At 45.3% G+C, this 26991-nt stretch carries 22 protein-coding genes and 5 pseudogenes; 25 read left to right on the forward strand and 2 right to left on the reverse strand.

All coding sequences use genetic code 11. The features are described 5' to 3' along the window. Positions 1-55: 55 nt before the first annotated feature. Positions 56-439, reverse strand: coding sequence for a rhodanese-like domain-containing protein (locus L0M13_RS08355; RefSeq protein ID WP_052651746.1), 384 nt, complete (start codon positions 437-439; stop codon positions 56-58). Positions 440-594: 155 nt separating this feature from the next. Between L0M13_RS08355 and L0M13_RS08360 the strand changes: the two genes are divergently transcribed. The 20 genes and pseudogenes from L0M13_RS08360 (at position 595) to L0M13_RS08455 (ending at position 19821) form a co-directional block, all read left to right on the forward strand. Beyond that, the gene (locus tag L0M13_RS08360) at positions 595-1374 is read left to right on the forward strand and encodes a lipoate--protein ligase family protein (RefSeq protein WP_311195665.1); all 780 of its coding nucleotides are present in this window, start codon (positions 595-597) and stop codon (positions 1372-1374) included. 177 nt (positions 1375-1551) lie between these two features. Next, positions 1552-4109, forward strand: a pseudogene (locus tag L0M13_RS08365) (vitamin B12-dependent ribonucleotide reductase). 242 nt (positions 4110-4351) lie between these two features. Next, on the forward strand, positions 4352-4783 hold the full coding sequence (gene aroQ, locus L0M13_RS08370) for a type II 3-dehydroquinate dehydratase (protein ID WP_235199090.1): 432 nt from the start codon (positions 4352-4354) through the stop codon (positions 4781-4783). A 6-nt stretch (positions 4784-4789) separates the two neighbouring features. Further along, a complete protein-coding gene (locus tag L0M13_RS08375) occupies positions 4790-5857 on the forward strand; it encodes a M24 family metallopeptidase (protein ID WP_311195645.1) in 1068 nt (355 codons plus the stop codon). Positions 5858-5874: 17 nt separating this feature from the next. Further along, the gene (gene efp / locus L0M13_RS08380) at positions 5875-6435 is read left to right on the forward strand and encodes an elongation factor P (protein ID WP_235199092.1); all 561 of its coding nucleotides are present in this window, start codon (positions 5875-5877) and stop codon (positions 6433-6435) included. A gap of 228 nt (positions 6436-6663) precedes the next feature. Next, positions 6664-7173: an acetyl-CoA carboxylase biotin carboxyl carrier protein gene (gene accB / locus L0M13_RS08385; protein ID WP_235199093.1), complete on the forward strand. Its 510-nt coding sequence runs from the start codon at positions 6664-6666 to the stop codon at positions 7171-7173. Positions 7174-7187: 14 nt separating this feature from the next. Then, positions 7188-8537, forward strand: a complete 1350-nt coding sequence (gene accC, locus L0M13_RS08390) for an acetyl-CoA carboxylase biotin carboxylase subunit (protein WP_235199094.1) — start codon at positions 7188-7190, stop codon at positions 8535-8537. 17 nt (positions 8538-8554) lie between these two features. Continuing rightward, positions 8555-8949: pseudogene (locus L0M13_RS08395) on the forward strand (Asp23/Gls24 family envelope stress response protein). A 228-nt stretch (positions 8950-9177) separates the two neighbouring features. Beyond that, a complete protein-coding gene (gene nusB, locus L0M13_RS08400; RefSeq protein ID WP_235199095.1) occupies positions 9178-9567 on the forward strand; it encodes a transcription antitermination factor NusB in 390 nt (129 codons plus the stop codon). A gap of 14 nt (positions 9568-9581) precedes the next feature. Continuing rightward, entirely contained in the window at positions 9582-10457 is an 876-nt protein-coding gene (folD, locus tag L0M13_RS08405; RefSeq protein ID WP_235199096.1) for a bifunctional methylenetetrahydrofolate dehydrogenase/methenyltetrahydrofolate cyclohydrolase FolD, read from the forward strand. A gap of 72 nt (positions 10458-10529) precedes the next feature. After that, positions 10530-11891, forward strand: a complete 1362-nt coding sequence (xseA, locus tag L0M13_RS08410) for an exodeoxyribonuclease VII large subunit (protein ID WP_235199097.1) — start codon at positions 10530-10532, stop codon at positions 11889-11891. Further along, positions 11884-12120: an exodeoxyribonuclease VII small subunit gene (xseB, locus tag L0M13_RS08415; RefSeq protein WP_235199098.1), complete on the forward strand. Its 237-nt coding sequence runs from the start codon at positions 11884-11886 to the stop codon at positions 12118-12120. The genes xseA and xseB overlap by 8 nt, the downstream gene beginning before the upstream one ends. After that, positions 12117-12995: a polyprenyl synthetase family protein gene (locus L0M13_RS08420; RefSeq protein ID WP_235199099.1), complete on the forward strand. Its 879-nt coding sequence runs from the start codon at positions 12117-12119 to the stop codon at positions 12993-12995. The genes xseB and L0M13_RS08420 overlap by 4 nt, the downstream gene beginning before the upstream one ends. Before the next feature lie 92 nt (positions 12996-13087). Further along, positions 13088-14988: pseudogene (gene dxs / locus L0M13_RS08425) on the forward strand (1-deoxy-D-xylulose-5-phosphate synthase). Then, positions 14985-15810: pseudogene (locus L0M13_RS08430) on the forward strand (TlyA family RNA methyltransferase). Before dxs ends, L0M13_RS08430 begins: the two co-directional pseudogenes overlap by 4 nt. Positions 15811-16004: 194 nt before the next feature. Next, entirely contained in the window at positions 16005-16454 is a 450-nt protein-coding gene (gene ahrC, locus L0M13_RS08435) for a transcriptional regulator AhrC/ArgR (RefSeq protein WP_052651734.1), read from the forward strand. A 17-nt stretch (positions 16455-16471) separates the two neighbouring features. Then, entirely contained in the window at positions 16472-18169 is a 1698-nt protein-coding gene (gene recN, locus L0M13_RS08440) for a DNA repair protein RecN (protein WP_235199100.1), read from the forward strand. Positions 18170-18202: 33 nt separating this feature from the next. Further along, positions 18203-18961: a sporulation transcription factor Spo0A gene (gene spo0A / locus L0M13_RS08445; protein WP_235199101.1), complete on the forward strand. Its 759-nt coding sequence runs from the start codon at positions 18203-18205 to the stop codon at positions 18959-18961. Positions 18962-19096: 135 nt separating this feature from the next. Beyond that, on the forward strand, positions 19097-19540 hold the full coding sequence (locus L0M13_RS08450; RefSeq protein WP_235199102.1) for a glycerophosphodiester phosphodiesterase: 444 nt from the start codon (positions 19097-19099) through the stop codon (positions 19538-19540). A gap of 8 nt (positions 19541-19548) precedes the next feature. Next, the gene (locus tag L0M13_RS08455) at positions 19549-19821 is read left to right on the forward strand and encodes a hypothetical protein (protein WP_235199103.1); all 273 of its coding nucleotides are present in this window, start codon (positions 19549-19551) and stop codon (positions 19819-19821) included. Positions 19822-19848: 27 nt separating this feature from the next. On the opposite strand, the pseudogene L0M13_RS08460 reads toward L0M13_RS08455, so the two are convergent. Then, positions 19849-20095 (reverse strand): annotated as a pseudogene (locus tag L0M13_RS08460) (DUF2627 domain-containing protein). A 123-nt stretch (positions 20096-20218) separates the two neighbouring features. Between L0M13_RS08460 and L0M13_RS08465 the strand changes: the two are divergent. The 5 genes from L0M13_RS08465 (at position 20219) to lpdA (ending at position 26984) form a co-directional block, all read left to right on the forward strand. Beyond that, positions 20219-22264 carry a sigma-54 interaction domain-containing protein gene (locus L0M13_RS08465; RefSeq protein ID WP_235199105.1) on the forward strand — a complete coding sequence of 682 codons (2046 nt, stop codon included), beginning with the start codon at positions 20219-20221 and terminating at the stop codon, positions 22262-22264. A gap of 132 nt (positions 22265-22396) precedes the next feature. After that, positions 22397-23308, forward strand: coding sequence for a phosphate butyryltransferase (gene yqiS / locus L0M13_RS08470; protein WP_235199106.1), 912 nt, complete (start codon positions 22397-22399; stop codon positions 23306-23308). Positions 23309-23330: 22 nt separating this feature from the next. Continuing rightward, a complete protein-coding gene (gene bcd, locus L0M13_RS08475; protein WP_235199107.1) occupies positions 23331-24425 on the forward strand; it encodes a Leu/Phe/Val dehydrogenase in 1095 nt (364 codons plus the stop codon). 22 nt (positions 24426-24447) lie between these two features. After that, a complete protein-coding gene (gene buk, locus L0M13_RS08480; protein WP_235199108.1) occupies positions 24448-25539 on the forward strand; it encodes a butyrate kinase in 1092 nt (363 codons plus the stop codon). A 17-nt stretch (positions 25540-25556) separates the two neighbouring features. Beyond that, positions 25557-26984: a dihydrolipoyl dehydrogenase gene (lpdA, locus tag L0M13_RS08485; protein ID WP_235199109.1), complete on the forward strand. Its 1428-nt coding sequence runs from the start codon at positions 25557-25559 to the stop codon at positions 26982-26984. Positions 26985-26991: the final 7 nt, after the last annotated feature.

Below are 26991 nucleotides of genomic sequence, written 5' to 3' on the forward strand. Positions count from 1 at the left end.
ATGACGAGCTGATTAGGTAGAAAAAAAGCCTTTCCAGGATGGAAAGGCTTTTTGATTAGGATTTAGACTTGATCTTACCGGTCCATTGCTTGAAACCGCCTTGCAATTGATACAATTGCGTATAACCTTGTTTTTTAAGGAATAACGCCACACGGCCACTGCGTGCGCCATTTTGGTCGTAAAGGTATACAGGTTTATCTGCGCGGATTTCTTTGTAGCGTTGGCGCAATTGGGATTGCGGCAAGTTGCGAGCCCCTAGAATATGGCCGCCTGCGAATTCTTTCGGTTCACGGACATCAATCAGCTGAGCTTTCCGATATCCCTCGATAAATTGCTCTTGAGTCAATGTAGTGACAGCTTTCTTTATGCGGTAATAGGAAATAACCGCAAAGATAATGACGATCAATAATACGGCTAAAATAACATACAGAAAATCCATTGTCTTGCCCCTTTCTCTTCTACTTCTATTATAAAAGAAGGAGTGACTCTTATTCAATGGCAATGTTACACTTATTAATGGATTTAGGAGGCGATCTTGTGAAATATGGACGATGGTTTTTTATAAATTCAGGGTATTGCAGCCCTTCTTATAATATGGCGCTTGATGAAGCCTTATTGAATTGGCATAGTGAAGGATTGATTCCGCCGGTTATCCGGTTCTACGGATGGCAGCCGGCCGCCTTGTCGATCGGCTATTTTCAAAAAGCGGAAACGGAAATTGACTTAGAGCGGGTGAAAGAGCTTGGCCTCGGTTTTGTCAGGAGGCCGACAGGAGGCAGAGGTGTTCTGCATGAACATGAACTGACTTATAGCATCATCGTCAGCGAGGAGCATCCCGATATGCCTGAAAGCGTCACGGAAGCTTACCGGATTTTAAGCGGCGGATTGCTGGAAGGATTTAAAAATTTGGGCCTCGATGCTTATTTTTCAGTCCCGGATACCGCAGAAAAACTGGCAGACCTGAAAAAGCCGAAATCCGCGGTTTGTTTTGACGCACCGAGCTGGTATGAGATGGTCGTCGAAGGAAAGAAAGTAGCAGGCAGCGCTCAAACTCGCCAAAAAGGCGTGATTTTACAGCATGGCGCTATTTTAATCGATCTGGATGCTGAGAAGTTATTGTCTTTATTCCGCTTTTCAGACGCTGGAGCTAAGGAAAAAATGCGGCTCAAAATACCGGAAAAGGCCGTATCGATCAATTCCTTGCGCAGCTATCAAGCGACGATGGATGAGTGCATCGAAGCCTTTAAAGAGGGCTTTCGGTCATCTCTCGAAATCGAGTTGGAACCATACATATTGACTTCGGAACAAATGGAATATGTCAAGACCTTAGAGAAAGAAAAATACGCCTCTGATTCGTGGAATTTCAGAGCGTGAGGAGACTTTTGACTCATTTTCAAAATGGAAACCTTGCTGCATTCGGCTTTGCAGGTTTCTTAAGCTTTTAACTATAATTTTGTTATTTAAAAAAGTTTCAATATCTAGTATGATGGGAAATGTAATAATACTATATATAGTGTTTGACCCCATATAATATAAAGGAGGAATTGTCAAATGGTTTCCGTTGCACAATCCCAATATACACTTGATCCAAATTTATTAAACAAGGATATTCAGCTGTTTCCGCAAGTCCATGAAATTACGCCGGATATGAAAACAACTCATAAAGGGGTTTCCGCCTGGTCATGATTGACCGCTATTCTTTTAAGGATACGGCTAAGGCAACGCTAAAAGCAGGCGATTTTGTGGTGCTTACTGTTAAGGAAGATCCGAAATTCCCTGCGCGCGGCCTCGGCTATATCGTTTCAGTCGACAAAGAGGCAAATACCGCCAAAGTGTGGATTGAGGAAGATTACCGGAGTGCTATCGACAAAGAAGACGAAATCACGAGCGGCATTGTCAATCGTTCATTGGATGTCATTGAAAAACCTTTAGAGGTTTACTATGAGCAAATCGCGAAACGCAATGCAACAGGGCTCGCATCTGTTGAACAAACAGCTGAAAAACGCCAGGAATGGTTTGAGAAATTCTACAAGCAATTAGTGGATTTAAAGTTCATTCCGGCAGGTCGCGTTCTTTACGGGGCAGGCGCTGATACGGACGTCACGTATTTCAACTGCTACGTAATGCCATTCGTGGCAGATTCACGTGAAGGCATTTCTGACCACCGCAAACAAGTGATGGAAATCATGTCAAGAGGCGGAGGCGTCGGAACAAACGGTTCGACTTTGCGCCCGCGCAATACCTTGGCGCGCGGTGTTAACGGCAAATCGTCCGGATCGGTTTCATGGCTTGATGACATTGCGAAATTGACGCATTTGGTGGAGCAAGGCGGATCTCGCCGCGGAGCGCAAATGATCATGCTTGCTGATTGGCATCCGGACATTGCGGAGTTCATCATCTCGAAAATGCAGAATCCTCGCATTCTGCGCTATTTGATCGAAAATACGAATGATGAAACGATTAAGAAATTGGCTCATGAAAAGCTAAAATTCAAACCGCTCAGCCAACAGGAAGAAGCGATGTACCAAGGCATCTTGAATTACCGTACAATTCCTGGAATGGGCGGGTTCAATGAAAAAATCATGCGCGATGCTGAAACGAAGCTGCGCGACGGTGGAACCTACTCTGTCCATAACGAAGAATTTTTGACAGGTGCAAATATTTCCGTGACGCTGACGGACGATTTCATGAAGGCAGTCGAAGAAGATGCGGATTTTGAACTTCGCTTCCCGGCAGTCGAGTCTTATTCGAAAGAAGAAATGGCCGTTTACAACGAACAATGGCACGAAGTTGGAGATGTCCGCGAATGGGAGCGCCTGGGCCATAAAGTCCGCACTTACCGGACAATGAAAGCTCGCGACCTTTGGAACTTGATCAATGTCTGTGCAACTTATTCAGCAGAACCGGGCATTTTCTTTATCGATAATGCCAACGAAAAAACGAATGCCCGTGCCTACGGACAAAAAGTCGTCGCTACAAATCCATGCGGCGAACAGCCGCTTGCTCCGTATTCAGTCTGCAACCTGGCAGCTGTGAACTTGGCGCAATTTGCGGATCCGAAAACAAAGCAAGTGGATTTTGAAGCGTTGAAAGAAACAGTACGCGTCGGCGTCCGCATGCAAGATAACGTAATCGACGCAACGCCTTATTTCCTTGAAGAAAATCGGGTGCAGGCTTTAGGCGAACGCCGCGTCGGCCTTGGCGTCATGGGCCTTGCCGATTTACTGATCTACTGCGATAAGGAATACGGTTCTCCGGAAGGCAACGAATTAGTCGATGAAATCTTCAAGACGATTGCAATCGCAGCCTATGAACAATCAACTGAGCTTGCAGCAGAACGTGGAAGCTTCCCGTTCCTAGTCGGCAATACAGATGAAGAAACGGCTGCACTTCGCAAAGCCTTTACCGAAACAGGCTTTATGCAAGGCATGCCGGAAGAAGTCCGCCAAGGCATTTTGGAAAACGGAATCCGCAACTCTCATTTATTGACGGTTGCGCCGACAGGATCTACGGGAACAATGGTAGGTGTTTCAACGGGATTAGAACCTTATTATTCATTCACTTACTACCGCAGCGGCCGTCTCGGCAAGTTTATTGAAGTAAAAGCGGATATTGTCCGTGAATACTTGAAAAACAATCCGGATGCAGATGAAGAAAATCTTCCAAAAGCATTTGTTACGTCGATGGATCTAGCTCCGGAAGCGCATGCGGATGTCCAGTGCATCATCCAGCGCTGGATCGATTCATCCATCTCGAAAACCGTCAATGCACCACGCGGCTATACAGTCGAACAAGTGGAAGGCGTTTATGAGCGTCTTTATAAAGGCGGCGCTAAAGGCGGAACGGTGTATGTAGACGGAAGCCGTGATTCACAAGTCTTAACGCTGAAAGCGGAAGAAAACACATTTGAAGAAGACCATCAGGAAGATGTTAAAGGGAAACGCCCAATCGTCCTTATTGATACCATTCAAGATTTGCGTTCAACAAACGTGACAATCGGTTCTGAAGTAGGCGACACTTGCCCTGTCTGCCGAAAAGGGACTGTTGAAGAAATGGGTGGCTGCAATACCTGCACAAACTGCAATGCGCAGTTGAAATGCGGATTATAAGTTCGATTCATAAATTTTTAGAAGCGGTGGCTCATGCCACCGCTTTTTTTATTTTGCCGGTTTTCGGTAAAAAGTAAAAAATAGAGCCAAAGGCATTTCTAAATTTAAATGTAATTAATTACATAAGGGTATTTAGAAAAAATCAAAAAACGAAACAAGAAAGGAACGAAAACGGGAAGAAGTTGCTCGAATGGAGGCTTGTGATAAAATAAAAAGGGTGAGGCAGGAGAGGAGTGCATGGAATGAAAGTTTTATGTTTGAACGGTCCGAACTTAAACCGCTTAGGCAAACGTGAAAAAGAAGCTTATGGGACATTTACACTTGCCGAACTGGAAGCTGAATTAATGGAATTTTCCGCCCAAAACGGCATAGCTTTGGAATGCCGGCAATCGAACCATGAAGGGGCTCTAGTCGATTGGATCCACGAAGCGGCGGATGACGGAACAGAAGGAATCGTCTTAAACGCAGGGGCATATACGCACACAAGCGTTGCAATTCGGGATGCGATTGCATCCATAGAAGTACCTGTAATCGAAGTACATATTTCAAATGTTTACAAACGGGAAGAATTCCGGCACCACTCCTATATTGCACCGGTAGCTGCCGGACAGATTGCAGGATTTGGAAAAGACGTATACAAACTTGGCTTGCAGGCTTTATTATTTCGAAACTAGAGGGGAATGGCGAAATTGAAATTACAAAAATTGCGCAATGAAATGGCAAAGCAAAACATCGAAGCATTATTGGTTACCAGTTCTTATAACTTACGGTACATAACAAACTTTACGGGATCTGCAGGATTGGCGCTTGTAACGAAGGAACAGGCATTTTTCATCACAGATTTCCGCTATACGGAGCAAGCATCCGAACAAGTGACGGAATTTAAAGTCGTACAAGCGAAAACGAATCTACTCGAAGAAGCAGCTGAAAAAGCGAAAGAGCTTGGCATCGAATCATTGGCTTTTGAACAGGATTACGTGACTTATTCTTCTTATCTTCAATACCAGGAAAAAATGGGCTCGGCATTAAAGCCAGTCAGTGGCTTGATTGAAAAAATCCGCATGATTAAAACACCTGAAGAAGTTGGAATCTTAAAAGCGGCAGCAAAAATTGCAGATGATGCTTTTGAACATATTTGCGGTTTTATCAAAGCTGGACAAACGGAACTCGAAATATCAAATGAACTGGAATTCTTCATGCGCAAACAAGGCGCGACGTCTTCATCATTTGATACGATTGTTGCCTCAGGCCTTCGTTCTGCATTGCCGCACGGAGTTGCAACAGACAAAATCGTTGAACAAGGCGATATGATTACACTTGATTATGGAGCACTCTATAACGGATATATTTCAGATATCACCCGTACAGTTGCGGTAGGAGAACCTTCTGAAAAAATGAAGGAAATCTACCAAATCGTCTTGGATGCACAAGTGCTTGGCGTTGAAAAAATCGGTCCGGGAATGACTGGAATCGAAGCGGATGCAATCGCGCGTGACTACATCAAGTCAAAAGGCTATGGCGAGGCGTTTGGCCATTCTACGGGACACGGCATCGGGCTTGAAGTCCATGAAGGTCCTGGGTTATCATTTAAATCACAGACGGTGCTTGAGCCAGGCATGGCTGTAACAGTGGAACCGGGAATTTATCTTCCGGGAATTGGCGGAGTACGCATCGAAGATGATATACTAATTACCGAGTCAGGAAACGTACGATTAACTAACTCCACAAAAGAGCTACGCATTTTATAACAAACGGAGGAACTCAAATGATTTCAGTAAACGATTTTAAAACAGGAGTAACAATTGAAGTGGATGGCGGAATTTGGCGCGTTATGGAATTCCAGCACGTAAAACCTGGCAAAGGTGCAGCATTCGTCCGCTCGAAACTGCGTAATTTGCGTACAGGCAGCGTAACGGAAAAAACGTTCCGTGCCGGTGAAAAAGTGGCGAAAGCCCAGATTGATAACCGCAAAATGCAATATCTGTATGCAAATGGCGATGAGCATGCTTTCATGGATACAGAAACTTACGATCAAATCGAATTGAACGAAAAAAACATCGAGTATGAATTGAAGTTCTTGCAGGAAAACATGGAAGTTCAAGTCATCCAGTTCCAAGGGGAAGTCTTGGGCGTTGAATTGCCGAACACGGTCGTGTTGGAAGTTGCTGAAACGGATCCTGGCATCAAAGGCGACACAGCTAGCGGTGGATCAAAACCAGCTAAGCTTACTACTGGCTTGGTCGTACAAGTTCCATTCTTCATCAATGAAGGCGATCAATTGATCATCAACACAACAGACTCTTCATACGTATCACGGGCACAATAAGTTCGGAAAATGTGTGTCGACTCTTGATGCGGCCCTAGCAAGGTCTTTAGTTCCATTTATGCATTAGGAATATTAAGCAATGGCGCAATGGAGCTATTCTTGCTAAAAAATCCGGCCTCTTCCTATAGAGGCCTTTTTTTAAATGTCCATCAGGCTATTTCCAAACCATTCAAAAAAGTCTAAAATGGTAGAGTAGTTCATTACATACATAAAAGGGAGTTGGATACATTGAAAATTCAAGAAATCCGAGAAATCATTAAATTAGTGGATAATTCTTCAATTGATGAATTCACATATGAATCTGAAGGTACAAAAGTGAAGTTGAAGAAAAGCGGCAGTACAGTAAGTTCTTCAGCACCTGCCCAAGTTTCGGCGCCTGCAGCTGAACCGGCGGCTCAAACAGCAACTGCACCAGTTTCAACTCCTGCACCAGCAGCAAAAGCGGAGGAATTGATTTCCGAGGAAACTCCTGAAGTTCCAACAGCCCAAGAAGACAATATGCACAAAATCCTTTCTCCGATGGTTGGTACATTCTATAAGTCGCCGTCGCCGGAAGAAGAAGCATACGTCCAGCCAGGAACAAAAGTATCTGCTGATCAAGTCGTGTGCATCGTAGAAGCGATGAAATTATTCAATGAAATCGAAGCGGAAGTGGATGGGGAAATTGCTGAGATTCTTGTCAAAGACGGCCAGCTTGTCGAATACGGCCAACCTTTATTCCTCGTCAAAACTAAGTGAGGAGGGTTATGGCCATGAAAAAAGTTTTAATAGCAAACCGTGGTGAAATTGCCGTCCGGATTATTCGTGCCTGCAAAGAAATGGGCATTGAAACCGTAGCGGTCTATTCTGAAGCAGATAAAGAAGCTTTGCATGTGGAACTCGCCGATGAAGCTTATTGCATCGGTCCGAAACTTTCCAAAGACAGTTATTTGAACTTCTCAAACATCATGAGTGTCGCTAAACTGACGAATTGCGACGGCATTCATCCAGGATATGGCTTCCTTGCAGAAAATGCGAGTTTTGCTGAGCTTTGTGAAGCGTGCGACATCATGTTCATCGGCCCAACTTCCGATGCCATTTCTAAAATGGGAACAAAAGACGTTGCCCGTGAAACGATGAGAAAAGCCGGCGTGCCGGTCGTTCCTGGATCCACAGGCATTGTAGGGAGCGAAAAAGAAGGTTTGGAAATTGCTGAAGAACTTGGATTCCCGGTCATCATCAAAGCGACAGCAGGCGGAGGCGGCAAGGGCATCCGTGTGGCACGCAATCGTGAAGACTTCATTACCGGACTTCGCATGACCCAAAAAGAGGCGGCAGCTGCTTTTGGCAATCCTGGCGTCTATATTGAAAAATTCATCGAAGATTTCCGCCACGTGGAAATTCAAGTGCTGGCCGATTCGCATGGAAATGCGATCCATCTTGGAGAGCGCGATTGTTCGATTCAGCGCCGCATGCAGAAATTGGTCGAAGAAGCACCATCACCGGCATTGACGCCTGAAATCCGTTCACAAATGGGCGATGCTGCAGTTAAAGCTGCTTTAGCCGTTCAATACCGTGGTGCAGGCACAGTCGAATTTATCTTTGACGCGGTCAACCAAAAGTTCTATTTCATGGAAATGAATACACGAATTCAAGTTGAGCATCCCGTCACTGAAATGATTACAGGAATTGATCTGATCCAGCAGCAACTAAAAGTGGCTTCTGGGGAAACATTGGCTTATAAGCAAGAAGACGTGAAATTTAAAGGATGGGCGATTGAATGCCGCATCAATGCGGAGAACCCGGCTAAAAACTTCATGCCATCAGCAGGCAAAGTCAATATGTACCTTCCGCCAGGCGGACTTGGCGTACGCATCGATTCAGCAATGTACCCTGGATATAGCATCCCGCCGTACTATGATTCGATGGTCGCGAAATTGATCACATTTGCAGACACACGCGAAGAAGCGATTGCAAAAATGAAGCGTGCACTTGGCGAATTTGTAATCGAAGGCGTTCATACGACCATTCCGTTCCATTCGAAATTGATGGATCACGAAGTGTTTAAATCTGGAGACTTCAATACAAAATTCTTAGAGAAATATGATGTATTGGAATCCTAAAAGGAGGATACCAACCGATGGCTGAAAAAACTGCACCTTATGTACGCATGCAATCAAAAGGCGCCCAAGACCTTGGCAATATCGAAGTTGCTCCTGAAGTATTGGAGATTATTGCGAGCATTGCTGCAACAGACATTGAAGGAGTTGCCAGCATGCGCGGAAACTTTGCTTCTGATGTGGTTGAGCGTCTTGGAAAAAAGTCCATGGCAAAGGCATTAAAACCGATTTATCAGAAGAAGGTTTGATGATTGACGTGTATTGTGTAGTCAATTACGGAGTTTCCATTCCGAAAACGGCATTGAAAATACAAGAACAAGTGCGCCAAACACTTGAAAATATGACATCACTTCAAACTCAAGAAGTGAATGTACATATCACTGGAATTCAGTTCGATACTCCAGCAGGCGAATAATGTTAAGCTATACCTTTTCCGGAAATGAGGAAAAGGTATGGCTTTTTGTTTTGCTTATCACTGGCTAGAAAACATGAAATGAGGTCACTCCCGATTCATTTAGCGGTTGAAATCAGCACCAATTCCAGAATTGAAGGAATTTGTCTAAAGATTTCAAACATGGAAGTTCAGGCTGAATACCTGTATAATGAGGGGTAATTAGTTGTGAAAAGGAGATCGGGAATAGATATGAAAAGACATGAAGCACGTGAAAAGGCGCTCCAGACTTTATTTCAGTTGGACGGCACCGAATTGACGATTGAAGAAGCGATTGAACATGTGATGGGGACAGAGCAGGACAATTTCTATAGCTTGCTTGTCCAAGGAACTTTCCAAAATATGCCGGCAATCGATGATAAATTAAAAGGGCATTTGGAGAATTGGTCGCTTGAGCGCCTTCCAAAAGTCGAACGCACCATTTTAAGAATGGCCGTATTTGAACTTTCCTTTATGGAAGATGCACCTTCAAATGTTGTGATGAACGAAGCGATCGAATTGAGCAAAACATTTGGAGACGATAAATCCAGCCGATTTGTAAACGGGGTATTATCGAAATTCACTGACGAACTGGCAAACTAATTGGAGGGTTTTAAATGGCTGCAACAATCATTGATGGTAAAGCAGTAAGCCGAAAAATTAAAGAGCAAGTGCAAACGCGAGTGGAAAATTTAAAGCAGCAAGGTGTGGTGCCTGGTCTAGCAGTCGTTATTGTTGGCGAAGATCCTGCATCTCTTACATATGTGAAAAACAAGAAAAAAACCTGCGAAGCGCTGGGAATGCGTTCCGATCTTCATCAATATCCGGATACAATCAGTGAAAACGAATTGCTTGAAACAATTAGAGGGCTGAACAACGATCCTGAAATTCATGGGATTCTGGTGCAATTGCCGTTGCCAGCCCATATCGACGAATTTAAAGTGATCCTGACAATTGATCCTTCAAAAGATGTAGATGGCTTTCATCCGGTTTCTGTCGGCAATATGATGATCGGACGAGAAGCATTCCTTCCATGCACGCCGCATGGCATTATGAAATTGCTCGAGCATTATCAAATCGATCCAGCTGGAAAACATGTCGTGGTGATCGGGCGCAGCAATATTGTCGGAAAACCTGTTGGCCAGTTGATGCTTCAGGAAAATGCGACGGTCACGTATTGCCACTCAAGAACAAACGATCTTCCTTCTTATACAAAACAGGCGGATATCTTGATTTCTGCCATCGGTAGAGCTAAGTTTATCGATCATCGTTATATCAAACCAGGTGCTGTCATTATTGATGTCGGCATGAACCGTGATGAAAACGGGAAATTATGCGGTGATGTGGATTTTGACGATGTCTTGGAAACAGCATCTTATATCACACCTGTTCCCGGCGGCGTCGGGCCAATGACCATCGCGATGCTGATGGGAAATACGCTTCAATCGGCTGAAAACGGTTTGACGAAAGACAAAACCGGTAAAACGATGTAAAATGGATAGAAATGAAGCTGTTTTTCGAAAGAAAGACAGCTTTTTAATTTCTTAGACAGGGGTTGAAATTTGTTGTCGGCCGACCCGTACTTATCAGTAAAAGCATTAACCAAATACATAAAAAAGAAATTTGACGCGGATCCCCATTTGCGCGACGTTTACGTTAAAGGGGAATTGTCGAATGTCAAAATCCACACAAGTGGACATATTTACTTTACGTTAAAAGACAATTCGGCACGCCTCGCTGCGGTCATGTTTTCAGCGAATGCAAAATCCGTTAAATTCAAGCCGGAAAGTGGCATGACGGTCTTGATTCGGGGAGATGTCAATGTCTACGAAGCTTCGGGGCAATATCAATTGTATGCCCAATCGATGCAAGCAGATGGAATAGGGGATTATTATCTGGCTTTCGAGCAGTTGAAAGAAAAACTGGCAAAAGAAGGCTTGTTCAATGCTGTGCATAAAAAGCCGTTCCCTCGTTTTCCGAAGCGGATTGCAGTGGTGACAGCTCCAACCGGTGCAGCGGTTAGGGATATCGTTACCACGTTGAACCGGCGTTATCCGCTGGCTAAAGTGGTTATTTTCCCAACGCTGGTGCAAGGTGCACAAGCGACACAGTCGATTGTCCAGTCCATTCAAGCGGCTGGAAAAAGTGATTTTGATGTGATGATCGTTGGCCGCGGAGGCGGCTCGATTGAAGATTTATGGGCATTTAATGAAGAAGCGGTTGCACGAGCGATTTTTCAGTCGCAAATTCCGATCATTAGCGCAGTTGGCCACGAAACGGATACGACCATTTCCGATTTTGTCGCTGACCTGCGGGCTCCTACGCCGACTGCCGCTGCGGAACTGGCAGTGCCAAGCAAAGCCGAATTGATAGACCGGCTGCTCGGTTACCGGTCAGCCATGTACCGCATGACCTCCAATATGATTACAAAAGATAAAACAGCATTAAACCGGTTGATGAATTCAATGCCGTTTGCATATCCGGACCGCTTATACCGCCCATTTATTGAACGGGTCGAACGAGCGACGGATTCGTTGCAGCGCGAAACGGATCAGCTGATTGTACGGGCGAAAGAGCGCCATAATTATCTGCATAATCAATTGGCAAATCGCACACCTGTCCAACGCATCAAACAGTCTGCAATCGATATTGGACAATTGGAGCGGAGGCTCGATCATCTGCTTTCTGCCCAGCTCCGTTCGAACCAGCAGCAATTCTCATCTGCAATGCGGACCTTGGATGCTTTGAGTCCTTTGAAAATTATGGATCGCGGGTATTCGATTTCCTATAAAGAAGGGCAAGTCGTAAAAAGCGTCAAACAAGTTGAAAAGGGCGACGAATTAACCGTTTCCTTACAAGATGGCACATTAAAGGCATTAGTGACTGAACGAAATCTTACGAGTGAAGGAGATAAAGAAAATGGCTGAAAAAGAGATCATGTTTAACCAAGCGATGGAACAATTAGAAGAGATAGTCCGTCAGTTAGAGCAAGGGGATGTACCGCTTGAAGAAGCTTTGACGCTTTATCAAAAAGGGATGGAGCTTTCCAAAGTGTGCCACGATAAATTACAGAGTGCGGAGAAGCAGCTGGTCACGATGATGAATGACGGCAAAGAAGTTTCAATTGATGTAGAAATGGATGGGACTTCCAAATGAATCTGACTACATTCCGAGAAGTGAACGAACCATTAATCCAAAATGAATTAGCGTCATTGATCAAGCAATTGGAAATTCCTGCTTCATTAAAAGATTCCATGGATTATTCCTTGCAAGCCGGCGGCAAACGGATCCGCCCGATTTTATTGCTGGCAGTGGTCCATGAACTTGGCGGCAGCCACCCGGATGCTATAAAAGTGGCAGCAGCCATTGAAATGATCCATACGTATTCGCTGATCCATGATGATTTACCAAGCATGGATAATGATGATTTGAGACGGGGAATGCCGACGAATCACAAAGTTTATGGCGAAGCCGTCGCAATTCTAGCTGGGGATGCCTTATTGACTTATAGTTTCGGTGTTGTGGCACGTCTGCAGCATGTTTCAAGCGATGACAAAATCCGTCTGATCGATTTGATGAGTGTATCAGCTGGGGCTGAAGGCATGGTAGGCGGCCAAGTGCTGGATATTGAAGGCGAAGAAAAGAAATTGAGTTTGGAAGAACTGGAGCAAGTCCATCGTTTGAAAACAGGGGCTTTGCTGACGTACAGCATTTTAGCTGGCGCAATATTAGGCGGGGCGACGCCAGAGCAAATTCTGGCATTTTCAAAATTCGGGGAACATATCGGGCTCGCATTCCAAATTCAGGATGATATCTTGGATGTTACGGGAACTTCACAGGAGCTTGGCAAGACGGCTGGAAAAGACGAATCAAGCGAAAAAAGCACATATCCAGGTCTGTTAACTTTGCCAAAAGCAAAAGAAAAGCTGGATTACCATGCTTCTGAAGCATTATCGGCCATTCGTTCGCTTGGCGGAAATATGCAGCTGCTAGAGGAATTGACTGCTTTGATCGTAAAACGAAAAAATTAAGCGATGCGCTCAAGTTTGTACATTTGGAATAGATTGTTATAATAGGTAAAGGTAATTTTACGGTAAAAATATAGAAAAAGGTGTGTGATGGAATGGATCTGCATACGATTACTAGTCCATCTTTCTTAAAAGAGCTAGATCAGAAACAGCTCGTTGAATTAAGCGAAGATATCCGGAAATTTCTTATTGAAAATTTATCAAAAACAGGCGGGCATATCGGTCCAAATTTGGGTGTAGTTGAACTGACAATTGCTTTACACCGTGTATTCAACAGTCCAGCTGACAAATTCATCTGGGATGTAGGGCATCAGTCATACGTCCACAAGATTTTAACGGGACGCGCTAGCCAATTTGATACATTGCGCCAATTCAAAGGCTTGTGCGGATTCCCGAAACGCAACGAAAGTGAGCATGATGTTTGGGAAACCGGACATAGTTCCACGTCTTTATCAGCGGCTATGGGCATGGCTGCTGCGCGTGATATCAAAAAAGCTAAAAACCATGTTGTTCCGATTATCGGAGATGGTGCGCTTACCGGCGGGATGGCTTTTGAAGCACTTAACCACATTGGTCATGCTAAAACGAATATGATTGTCATTTTAAACGACAACGAGATGTCGATTGCACCGAATGTCGGCGCGATGCACAGCGTCCTCGGAAGAATGCGGACGGCTGGCAAATACAATAAAGTCAAAGACGATTTGGAATATCTATTGAAGAAAATTCCGGCTGTCGGCGGAAATTGGCTTCCACCGCAGAACGCGTCAAAGACAGCTTGAAGTATTTGCTGGTATCGGGCATGTTCTTTGAAGAGTTAGGCTTTACATATCTTGGACCGATCAATGGCCATGATCTGGAAGAGCTGGAAGAAAATCTTCGATATGCGAAAAAGATGGACGGCCCAGTGCTTCTGCACGTCATAACGAAAAAAGGCAAAGGTTATTTGCCGGCTGAACAAGACCGCATCGGAACGTGGCACGGCATCGGGCCTTATAAGATGGAAACAGGAGATCTTGTGAAATCATCTTCAAAAGCGCCTTCCTGGAGCGGCTTGATTGCAGAAACGGTAAGGAAACTTGCAAGGACAGATGAGCGAATTGTAGCCATTACACCGGCAATGCCTGTCGGTTCGAAGCTCGAAGGATTTGCCTCTGAGTTCCCGGACCGCATGTTTGATGTCGGCATCGCGGAACAGCATGCAACAACGATGGCTGCGGGACTTGCGACGCAAGACATGAAACCATTTTTGGCGATCTACTCTACATTCCTTCAGCGCGCCTATGATCAAGTCGTGCATGATATTTGCCGCCAAAACTTGAATGTTTTCATCGGCATCGACCGTTCGGGATTAGTAGGAGCGGATGGCGAAACGCACCAAGGTGTATTTGACATTGCGTTCTTGCGCCATTTGCCGAATATGGTGATCATGATGCCTAAAGATGAAAACGAAGGACAGCACATGGTGAAAACTGCCATCGAATACAATGACGGCCCAATTGCCCTCCGCTACCCACGCGGAAATGGTTTAGGCGTTGAGATGGATGCCGATTTGATGACATTGCCGATCGGTTCGTGGGAAGTTTTAGAAGAAGGCAAAGATGCTGTAATCCTGACTTTCGGAACGACGATTCCAATGGCGCTCCATGCAGCGGAACAATTGCGTGAACAAGGCATTCAGGCAGAAGTGGTCAATGCACGATTCATCAAACCGATGGATAATGCGATGCTCCATAAAATATTCGGACGCAATGTGCCGATCGTGACGATCGAAGAAGCTGTGCTTCAAGGCGGCTTCGGCAGCGGTGTGCTTGAATTTGCTGAAGAAAATGACTACCGCAGCGCAGTCATCGACCGCCTTGGTATTCCAGATCAATTTATCGAACACGGCGATGTGGCTGAATTGATGGATGAAATCCATTTGAACAGCGATGAAGTTGTTAAAGTCATCAAAAAACGTGTAAATGCTTCTGCGAAAGCGGAAACGAACGTATGACCAATAAAGTGAAAAAAGAACGGGTGGACATTCTCCTCGTTGAACGGGGAATTTGTGAAACCCGGGAAAAAGCAAAACGCGCCATCATGGCTGGCATCATTTATTCCAATGAAGAGCGCATGAACAAACCTGGCGAAAAAATTCCGGAAGATGCGCCGCTGCAGATGAAAGGCAATGATTTAAAATATGTCAGTCGAGGCGGATTGAAGCTCGAAAAAGCCATAGCGGAGTTTGATTTGTCCGTAGACGGCAAGTTGATGCTCGATATCGGTTCTTCGACTGGCGGCTTTACAGATTGCGCTTTGCAAAATGGAGCGAAGCATTGCTACGCACTCGATGTCGGCTATAATCAGCTGGCTTGGAAAATTCGGCAGGATGAACGTGTCACCGTCATGGAACGCACCAATTTCCGCAATTCGAAACCGGAAGATTTTACAGAAGGTTTGCCTGAATTTGCAACGATTGATGTGAGTTTCATTTCCTTGCGCATTATTTTGCCGGTTCTCAAAGAAATCATCGTCCCTGGCGGCGATGTGATCGCTTTAGTGAAACCGCAATTTGAAGCTGAAGCGGGAAGCTGTCGGAAAGAAAGGGATTGTCCGTGAACCGAAAACTCACCGCGATGTGCTGATGAAAGTCGGCGGCTTTGCGGTGGATGCCGGTTTCCACCTGCGAAATATGTCTTTTTCACCCATTACCGGAGGAGAAGGAAATATTGAATTTCTTTTCCATCTTCAGTCCGCTATGGATGGCGAGGAAATTGCAGCGGTATCAGAACAAACTGTTCAAGCTACCGTGCAGGAAGCACACGAGCGCCTATAACACATTCCATTTGGAATGTGTTTTCTTTTTGAGAAATTCGGCCCCTTTTGCATATGAAAAATTCAGTAATCGTATTTCAGAACTGCCAATTTAACCAGTAAATTTCGTGTTTTTCTAATTGACTTGTCAGCGCCTCTGTTTAAAGGTACGATATTAAGGAAATAGAATATTTATTCATTCTAGGAGGATAAACCGTGAACAAAGGCCAACGCCATATCAAAATCCGTGATCTGATTTCGAACCGAGAAATCGAGACGCAGGATGAATTAGTCGACTTACTGAAATCAGCAGGCTACGAAGTGACGCAAGCGACCGTTTCAAGAGATATTAAAGAATTGCATTTAGTGAAAGTGCCGCTGCAAGACGGCCGTTACAAATATAGCCTACCGGCAGATCAGCGATTTAACCCGATGCAAAAATTGCATCGTGCGTTGACAGATGCGTTTGTCAGCATCGATGGGGCGAGCCATTTCTTAATCATGAAAACCTTGCCGGGAAATGCCCATGCTATCGGTTCCTTGATTGACCATTTGGATTGGGAGGAAATTTTAGGGACCATTTGTGGGGACGACACGTGCTTGATTATTTGCCGTGACGTGGAACAGCGCGAAATCTTAAAACAGCGTTTAATTGAAATGCTTTAAAAAAGAGGTGGATGGGTATGCTTCGGGAATTGGATATACGCAATTTTGCTATTATCGACTCCTTGACAGTCAGCTTTACAGAAGGGCTGACGGTTTTGACTGGGGAAACTGGGGCCGGCAAATCGATTATCATCGATGCGGTCCATTTATTGGCTGGGGGAAGAGGCAGCCAAGAGTTTATTCGCCATGGCGCTAAAAAAGCGGAAATCGAAGGATTGTTCACACTGGACAATGAAAAGCATCCGGTGTTTCGCAAATTAGAAGAATTCGGCATCGATTCGAGTGACGGGGATATTCTTCTGCGCCGGGAATTGAATGACCGCGGAAAAAATGTTTGCCGGATCAATGGCAAGCTTGTCACGATCTCTATTTTGCGTGAAGTGGGCGCTGCCCTCATTGATATACACGGCCAGCACGAGACCCAGGAATTGATGGATGAAAAGCAGCATCTTTATCTGCTGGATCAGTTTGCCGGAAAAACCTTGACCAAAGCGAGAGAAAGCTATTCCCATACGTATGATAAATACATGAAGCTGAAGCGGGAATTTGCCTCATATAATGAAAATGAGCAGCAAATTGCACAGCGCATCGATTTACTGACGTTCCAATTGCGGGAAATTGAAGCTGCCGAACTGGTAGCAGGGGAAGAGGAAGAGCTTCAGCAAGAGCGTAAGAAACTTCAAAACTTCAATAAAATCTTCGAATCGGTATCGGCCGCCCATGAAGCCATCCAAGGCGAATCGAAGGGACTCGATTGGGTAGGTTCAGCGATGTCGGAACTCGAGCATGCCGCTTCAGTGGATGAACAGCTGAATAGCCATTCCGAAACACTTTCGAGCGCCTTTTATTTGATCCAAGATGTATCGACTGATATTAAACGGATACTGGATGACATGGAATTCGATCCAGCCAGGTTGAATGAAATTGAACAGCGTCTTGTCTTGCTCCAATCGCTTAAACGGAAATACGGAGCTTCGGTGGAAGACATCCTTTTGTATCACGAAACGCAAGTGGACGAATTGGATAAATTGATCAACCGTGACCAGCGCATTCAGCTTGACCAGGAAAAGCTGAAGGAATTGACGGAAGACCTGCGCGTGGAAGCGGAAGAACTGACGATCTTACGGAAAAAAGCAGCTGCCAAGCTCAGCAAAGCCATCATGGAACAATTGCGCGAACTCCATATGGGGAAAGCTTCTTTCGAAGTGAATTTTGCCTCGCTGCCGGGTGGACGGTTTGACCGCAATGGCCGTGATGCGATTGCGTTCTACATTTCAACCAATCTTGGCGAACCATTGAAGCCCTTGACAAAAGTGGCTTCCGGCGGGGAATTGTCGCGGATGATGCTTGCGCTGAAAACGATTTTTTCGAAACACCAAGGCATTACTTCCATTATTTTCGATGAAGTGGATACGGGAGTCAGCGGCAGAGTGGCACAAGCGATCGCCGAAAAAATCGCTGCCATCTCGGTTCATTCCCAGGTTCTGTGCATTTCGCATTTGCCGCAAGTTGCAGCTATGGCCGACCAGCATTTATTCATCGAAAAGAAAGTGGAGAAACAGCGTACCACTACAGCGGTCCATGAACTAGAGGGCTATGAACGGACAGAAGAAATGAGCAGAATGCTTTCAGGAGCAGAAATTACTGATTTGACTTTACAGCATGCCGAAGAATTACTGACGCTTGCGCGCGACAGAAAACTTACCATGAGGTAGTATGCAAAAAGCAGTCAACAGGGGGAAAAGTTGATGGATAAGATAAAAATTGCAATTGCGGACGATAATCGTGAACTTGTGAGGCTGATGAGCGATTATTTAAGCAAAGAACCGAATATGGAAGTTGTCGCAATCGCATACAACGGAAAAACGTGTATTGAAATGCTGAAAAAACAGAAAATCGATATATTGGTATTGGACATCATCATGCCTTATCTAGACGGAATAGCGGTTTTAGACGCGATCAAAGAAGATGATAACTTACGGGGAATCGACGTAATTATGCTTTCGGCATTCGGGCAAGAATCGATTATGAGCCAAGCTGCCCAATACGGTGCTTCCTACTTTATCATGAAGCCGTTTGAAACCGAGCGGCTTGCTGTGCAGATCAACCACATCATGCAAAACCGGTCGGTTCCGCAGCAGACAGCGAGCGGCGAAACCTTAAAAGAAGAACGCATCAGCACGATGATGAAAGATATCGGCGTTCCTCCGCATATTAAAGGTTATGTTTATCTGAAAGAAGCGGTTTCGTTGGTGCTTGAAAATCCGGATATCTTAAACCGGATCACAAAAGCCCTTTATCCGGGAATCGCCGATATTTTCGATACGACCCCTGCCAGAGTGGAGCGCTCGATCCGTCATGCGATTGAATTGGTGTGGAATAAAAGCGAGACCACCCACATTTCCAAGATTTTCGGCTATAGCGAAGAACATCTACAGTCGAAGCCTTCCAACTCGCAATTCATTGCAATGGTTGCCGATAGTATTCGGCACGGCCATCATTTATAATTACAATATGCGATTAATCCTATTTAATCGCTCGACTTAAACACTCAGCCAATGACTGTTCATCGGAGTAAAAATAGAAAGAAAAGCCGGGGAACAAGCCTGGCTTTTTTTATATTAGAAAGAGGATGATAAAACGTGTCTGAAGTTAAAGTGTACGCTCACCGCGGCACCTCCGGCTACATGTTGGAAAATACATGGAGTGCTTTCCAAAAAGCATGTGAATTCGGAGTGGGCATCGAGTTGGATGTGCAAATAACGAAAGATGGAGTTGTTGTGGTCTATCACGACGACAATTTAAAGCGGCTCAGCGGAAAGAACTGCTTAATAGAAGAGCATAACTACGAAACACTGAAGGACATTAAAATCGGCAAACGCTGGAAACGGCGGTTCACTAGCCATTCCATTCCGCTTGCTTACGAAGTGTTTCAATGGGCGAAAGAAAAAAATGTGCCTTTGAATATAGAAATGAAAAAATCGGTTTCTACCCATCCGAAAGGACCTGAAATTCTGGCAGCGATGCTTGAAGGGGCGGGGAATTTCATCTTTCGTCATTCGACGCAGAATTGCTTCGCAAGATGAAAGTCTTGATGCCTGGCACTGAGATGGCTTTGATCATTAAAAAAGGAATGCCACTTGAAAAGATCGAAACAATGGATTGGATCGATAGCATCCACCTCCATAAACGGCTGTATTCCATGGAATTTTTGAAGAACTTGCATAAAATGAAAAAGAATATCCGCGTCTATGGCCTGCTCGGACGAGAAGCTGCTTTAAGAGAGCTTGCGCCAGAACTGGTTGGCGTAATTACGGATTACCCAGATCGGATAAAAGAAAAATTGCGTCTTGCCTATGAAAGGTAAGACGCAATTTTTTTGAGGTTTTAATTCTTATTTTTGGGGGCGCTTTTGAAATTTCTCAGCGACTGTCCCTTTTTTTGCGGTCCCGGTTCAATAAGAAGCCGGCGAAAAATCCAATTCCAATTACAACAAACAGCGTTCCTAATGTGAATTGCAGCCATAATGCAGGGTACGGCTCCAATAATTTATTGAACAAAGTATCGCGCATAAGCTTAATGCCATAAGCAGCCAAGATACCTGGAATCAGCAAAATAATAAATGCGATTAAACGGCCCATCTTTTCACTCCTTTCATCTATTGTTTCCAATTCTGATTAAGTTGTCAAGAATTCGTTCCTGATGTACCCTTTAAAAAGAGACTGCAATTTATTGCAAGATGTATAGGAAAGGTATGAATCCATTTGCAAAACGTAGTGATTATCGGCGGCGGCGCTGGAGGCTCTGCCATTTTACAGATTTTATTGGAATCGGATTATATGCAGGTCATCGGCATTGCAGACACAAATTTGGATGCGCCGGCGATTCATACGGCGCATACCGAAGGAATATTTGTCACTGACAATTACCGGGACTTTAACAAAGAACTAGTGGATATGGTCTTTAACGTAACGGGAAGTGAGAATGTGCAAAAGGAATTGCCGCAATTTTTTTCGGAAAATACGGTAATCATCCCCGGCAGCATCGCCAACGCCCTTGTCCGCCTGTTGATAGAAAAAGAACATTTGATTTCGTTGCTGAGCGAAGAAAGCCATAAACAGAATATCATTTTTAATTCCATAGAAGAAGGCATGATCGGAATCGATAAAGACGGGCATGTCAATTTCATGAATCGAAGCGCTGCCCGCATGGTCAATGTGGATATCGAATCTGCCATCGGCCGGCCGGTCAATGAAATCATTTCTTCGAGTGAACTTTCGCGCATTTATGAAACTGCGCGCACTGAGTTGAACCGGGAACTGGTGTTAAAAAACGGCACCAAAATTGTCACTTCCCGTTTTCCGATGATTGACGAGAACGGGGAAACCATCGGCGCTTTCGCTGTTTTTAAAGACATCAGTGAAGTCGTTTCCTTAGCGGAGCAGATTACGGATTTAAAAGAAGTCCAGACGATGCTGCAAGCGATTATCCAGTCCAGTGATGATGCCATTTCCGTAGTCGATGAAAAAGGCAATGGATTGTTGGTGAACCCGGCTTATACACGCATTACCGGTTTGCAGATGGCAGATGTAATCGGGCAGCCGGCTTCTGCAGATATATCGGAAGGGGAAAGCATGCACTTAAAAGCACTGCAAACACGCAAGCCTTACCGGGGAGTTAATTTGAAAGTCGGCCCTGCGAACCGGGAAGTCATTGTCAATGTGGCGCCGATTATCGTAGACAATCAATTAAAAGGCAGTGTCGGCGTTATCCACGATACAACAGAAATCCGGTCGCTGATGAAAGAATTGGACCGGGCACGGAGCATCATCCGGACACTTGAATCGAAATATACATTCGATGACATTGTCGGCTATTCTTCTGAAATGCAGCTCAGCCTTCAGCAGGCAAAACTTGCCGCACAGACCTTGGTGACCGTATTGCTCCGCGGAGAATCCGGAACCGGCAAGGAATTGTTTGCGCACGCCATCCACAGCGCCAGTGAGCGGAAATTCAATAAATTCGTAAGGGTCAATTGTGCGGCTTTATCGGAATCGCTGCTCGACAGTGAATTGTTCGGCTATGAAGAAGGGGCACTTCCTGGCGTCAACAGCGGAGCCAAACGCGGTTTGTTCGAAGAAGCGAACAACGGCAGTATTTTTCTTGACGAAATCGGGGAATTATCTCCCGCCCTTCAAAGCAAGCTCCTTCGTGTGCTGCAGGAACATGAGACGCTGCGCATCGGCGGTACAACACCCATTCCCGTCAATGTCCGTGTCATCGCTTCGACAAATGCAAATATGGAAAAAGCGCTTCTTGACGGCACATTCCGTGAAGATCTTTATTACAGGCTGAACCGGATGCCGATTTTAATTCCGCCGCTGCGCAAACGAAAGCAGGACATCCCGCAAATCGTGGAACGGCTTTTGCTGAAATTGAATCAGGAATACGGCCGGAATGTAGAGGCGGTCACGGAAAAAGCGACGCAATTATTGAAAGTATACGATTGGCCCGGAAATGTCCGGGAACTGGAGAACGTAATTAGCCGTTCAATGATTTTCATGCAGATGAATGACAAGACTTTAACCGAAGAACACATTCCGAGGAATATGCTGAAAGCGGCTGAAGCAAAGCATGAAGTAGTTGTTGAATCTTCTGTGCCGCTCCAGGAACAGCTGGACGCAGTTGAACGCGGCATTTTGCATCACGCACTCACTCAATTCAAAGGGAATAAATCCAAGACTGCAAAGCAGCTGGAAATCTCCCTTCGCACTTTGTATTACAAACTCGAAAAATATGGCTTATCGTGAATCTGTGCAAATTATTGCAGGGTTTTGCAATAATTTGCACGATAAATAGCCTTAAAAAGGAAATAAAGCGCTTTCATCCCTTATATCTTAGCTTTCAATCTGTTTTAATAAAGAAGGAACGGGGTGATTTTGATGGCCACATTAGCTGAAATCCTGGAAAGTACGGCGAGCAGCGAAGAAACGATTGTAGCCGTTGCGGCTGCAGCTGATTCAGAAGTACTTGAAGCAGTCCACCGCTCGCTCGAACGGAATCTTGCCAGTTTCAGGCTTTTCGATGATATGAGAAAATTGCGTTCTGTAATGGCGCAAAGCCATCCCTATCTAAGCAATCATCCTAAAATACAAATTCACCATGCAGCCGATCCTCAATCAGCAGCTGAAGAAGCTGTGAAGTCAGTTTTCAATAAAGAGTCTGACGTATTGATGAAAGGGCATATACCAACAGCTGTATTAATGAAAGCGGTTTTACAACCGGAATTTGGCTTGCGGACCGATCAGATTTTGTCACATGTTGCCGCCTTTGAAATCGAAGGTTTTGAACGGCTGCTATTTGTGACGGATGCGGGAATGAACATCAACCCGGATCTGCAAAGAAAAGCTGAGATACTCCAGAATGCAGTTTTTTTCGCGCATTCACTTGGAATCTGCATGCCGGTTGTTGCGCCGCTCGCTGCAATTGAAGTCGTCAATCCCGTCATGCAAGCGACAGTAGATGCTGCTGCTCTCACTGCGATGAATAAGCGCGGTCAGATAACGGGCTGCATTGTAGATGGGCCGCTCGCCCTCGATAACGCGATTTCATTAAAAGCAGCCAAACACAAAGGGATTGCCACGAAGTCGGCTGGATTAGCTGATATTTTGCTGGTCCCCAATATTGAAGCAGGCAACATCTTGTATAAATCATTAGTCTTTTTTTCAAAAGCGAAAGTGGGAGGCGTCATTGTGGGGGCAAAAGCGCCCATCGTCTTGACTTCCCGGGCAGACAGCGCAGAAACGAAATTGTTCTCGCTTGCTCTCGCCATTCGCTCATCGAGCATTCAATGAGACCCACTAGGAGGAATTTACAATGGAAATTTTCAAAAGAATGGAACAGCACGACTACGAGCAATTGGTATTTTGCCAAGATAAAAACTCAGGTTTGAAAGCAATCATCTGCATTCACGATACGACGCTTGGACCAGCTCTAGGCGGTACACGCATGTGGAATTATGAAACAGAAGAAGAAGCAATCGAAGATGCAATCCGCCTTGGCCGCGGAATGACTTATAAAAACGCAGCTGCCGGATTAAACCTTGGCGGCGGTAAAACAGTTATCATCGGCGATCCGTTAAAAGACAAAAACGAAGAAATGTTCCGTGCTTTCGGCCGTTTCATCCAAGGCTTGAATGGCCGCTATATCACAGCTGAAGATGTGGGTACGACAGTTGCAGATATGGACTTGATCCATGAAGAAACAGATTTCGTCACTGGAATCTCACCTGCATTCGGTTCTTCAGGCAACCCTTCACCGGTAACAGCTTACGGAATTTACATCGGCATGAAAGCCGCTGCTCTTGAAGCGTTCGGCGACGATTCGCTTGAAGGCAAAACGATTACGGTCCAAGGCGTAGGGAACGTTGCCTACACACTTTGCAAACACCTTCACGAAGAAGGCGCAAAATTGATCGTTACGGATATTAACCAAGACGCGGTACAGCGTGCAGTAAATGATTTCGGCGCAGTAGCTGTTGCACCAAATGATATCTATTCACAAGAAGCGGATATTTTCGCACCATGTGCGATGGGCGCAATCATCAACGACGAGACGATTCCTCAATTGAAAGTAAAAGTTGTAGCAGGGTCTGCAAACAACCAATTGAAAGAAGAGCGCCACGGCGATGAATTGGAAGCGAGAGGCATCGTTTATGCTCCTGACTTCGTCATCAACTCAGGCGGCGTAATCAACGTTGCTGATGAATTATACGGCTACAACAACGAACGTGCGATGAAACGCGTTGAAACAATTTATGACAGCATCACACGCATTTTCGAAATCTCAAAACGTGATGGCATTCCTAGCTATATCGCTGCAGAGCGTATGGCAGAAGAACGCATCAACCGCGTTAGAAATTCAAGATCACAATTTTTGCGCAACGGACATGACATCCTAAGCAGAAGATAACAAAGAAATGGAGGGTCCGCTTGTGCAAGAACAGCATCATCGTATTTTGGTCCTGAATCCCGCTTCGGATGCGACTAAAATCGGCGTTTTTGACAACGACATTTTGATCATGGAGAAAACGCTCCATCATTCTTCAAGTGAATTTGATGAATTTGCTTCATTAGCAGGTCAAAGTGCCGTTCGAAAACAAGCGATTCTTGAAGCGTTGGATGAAGAAGGCATGAATGTCTCGAATCTGGCGGCAGTATGTGGAAGAGGAGGATTGCTCCGTCCCATAGAAGGCGGGACTTATTTGGTGAATGAAGCAATGCTCGAAGATTTGAAAAAAGGGATATTAGGTCAGCATGCCTCCAATTTAGGGGGCATTGTTGCGTATGAAATCGCAAATGGCTTGAATATCCCTTCTTTCATTGTCGACCCGGTAGTGGTGGATGAATTATCGCCGCTTGCCAGAATCTCTGGCTTTGACGGCATCGAACGAAAATCGATTTTTCATGCGTTAAATCAGAAAGCGGTTGCCCGCAGATATGCCAAAGAACGTGGGCGAAGCTATGAAGATGTTCGGCTGATTGTCGCCCATTTAGGCAGAGGGATTACCGTAGGGGTCCATCAAGGCGGCAAAGTGGTCGATGTCAACAACGGCCTTCACGGCGACGGCCCTTTCAGTATGGAACGTGCAGGTACGATCCCTTCCGGTGATTTGGTGGAATTGTGTTATTCCGGGCGTTATAGCCGGCGGGATATGCTGCTGAAGCTTGTCCGGAATTCTGGAGTTGCAGGATATTTAGGCACGAGCGACAGTGTCCGGATCGAACGGCGGATTAAGAACGGCGATCTGGCAGCGAAAACGGTTTATGACGCGATGGCTTATCAAGTAGCAAAAGAAATCGGGGCGGCAAGCGCAGTTCTTGAAGGCCGGATCGATGCCATCATTTTGACCGGGGCGCTGGTGCACGGCAAAGCCTTAACCGAAGAAATCACGAAGCGCATCCACTGGATTTCAGATGTAATCATTGAACCGGGTGAAAACGAGCTTCAGGCATTGGCTGAAGGAGCTGTCCGGGTTTTAAAAAATGAAGAAGACGCAAAAGTTTACCCAGCATTATCAGAATAAGGAGGTCATCTTCACTCATGGCACAAAATTATGATGTAGTTATCCTTGGAGGCGGGACGGGCGGTTATGTAGCTGCTATCCGTTCAGCACAATTAGGGTTAAAGACGGCAATTGTTGAAAAAGGTAATTTAGGCGGTACCTGTTTGCATAAAGGCTGTATTCCAAGCAAGGCGCTGCTTCGCAGTGCAGAAGTCTACTCGACGACGAAGAACCATGCAGCGGACTTCGGTGTGAACACTGGTGAAGTATCATTGGACTTCTCACGTGTCCAGCAGCGCAAACAAGGAATCGTTGATCAATTGCATGCAGGCGTCAAAGGCTTGATGAAAAAAGGCAAGATCGACGTCTATGAAGGCATTGGCCGTATTTTAGGGCCATCCATCTTTTCGCCGAATCCGGGCACCATTTCTGTTGAAATGAATAACGGAGAAGAAAATGAAATGCTGATTCCGAATAATGTCATCATCGCTACCGGATCTCGTCCGCGCACGTTGCCGGGTCTTACAATTGACGGGAAATTCGTCATGAGTTCAGATGAGGCCCTTGCAATGGAAGAGCTTCCCAAATCGATTCTGATTGTCGGCGGCGGCGTTATCGGCATCGAATGGGCATCCATGCTCAATGATTTCGGTGTAGAAGTCACGGTTATCGAGTATGCGGACCGCATCATTCCAACAGAAGATAAAGATATTTCAAAAGAAATGCAGAAGCTTCTGGCGAAAAAAGGCATCAAGTTCGCAACGAGCGCTAAAGTGATGGCTGAAACGCTCCAGACTGGTGACAACGGTGTGACGATCCAGGCAGAAACGAAAAACGGGACTGAATCTTTCTCAGCTGAAAGAATGCTGGTTTCTGTAGGGCGCCAGGCAAACGTTGAAAACATCGGCCTTGAAAATACCGATATTATTGTTGAAAAAGGGTTTATTCAAGTAAAAAATACCTTCCAGACTAAAGAATCCCATATTTACGCAATTGGAGACGTCATTGGCGGCCTTCAACTCGCGCATGTGGCTTCACACGAAGGAATTACGGCGATTGAACATATTAAAGGGAACAACCCGCACGCCATCAATTATGATCTGGTATCCCGCTGCATCTATTCAAATCCGGAAGCTGCAAGCGTCGGCATCACAGAAGATCAGGCAAAAGAAAAAGGCTTTGACGTCAAAGTCGGCAAATTTTCGTTTAAAGCAATCGGCAAAGCGCTTGTTTACGGCGAGTCAGACGGCTTTGTGAAAATCATCGCTGACAAGGCGACTAACGACATTCTTGGTGTCCATATGATCGGACCGCATGTAACGGATATGATTTCTGAAGCTGGCCTTGCAATGGTGCTTGATGCAACGCCGTGGGAAATTGCAGAGACGATTCATCCGCACCCGACTTTGTCTGAAGTAATGGGCGAAGCAGCACTCGCTGTAGATGGAAAAGCGATCCATAGTTAAAGGAGGA

It is taken from the genome of Planococcus sp. 107-1, assembly GCF_021513255.1.
Classification (GTDB): Bacteria; Bacillota; Bacilli; order Bacillales_A; family Planococcaceae; genus Planococcus.